At 29.0% G+C, this 241-nt stretch carries 1 protein-coding gene; it reads right to left on the bottom strand.

The features are described from left to right. On the bottom strand, window positions 1-241 hold a 241-nt coding region (locus SB749_RS20660), incomplete at both ends, for a hypothetical protein (RefSeq protein WP_410711964.1).

Genomic DNA, 241 nt, shown 5'->3' with positions numbered 1-241 from the left:
AATCTTACTTCCTGATATATATAATCGCGGTTTTTTGTTTTCTTCTAATAATGCTTCTGACCTTATAGGATCAACATGCATAATATAAGGTGCGTTATGAACAATATTAGATCTTAATATCTTCCTTTTTTCATCATTCTCATTATAAGATCCTAGTCCACCATCTCCTAAAATAATTACATTGTCAAAAAATAAATGTAGAGAAAGATCATCATCATGACGATGGTAATTTGAAAGATGA

It is taken from the genome of Brevibacterium sp. SIMBA_078 (genome assembly GCF_046534565.1).
Lineage (GTDB): Bacteria > Actinomycetota > Actinomycetes > Actinomycetales > Brevibacteriaceae > Brevibacterium.
The sequence above is the reverse complement of the archived record's forward strand: the minus strand, read 5'-3'. Positions and strand labels throughout refer to the sequence as shown.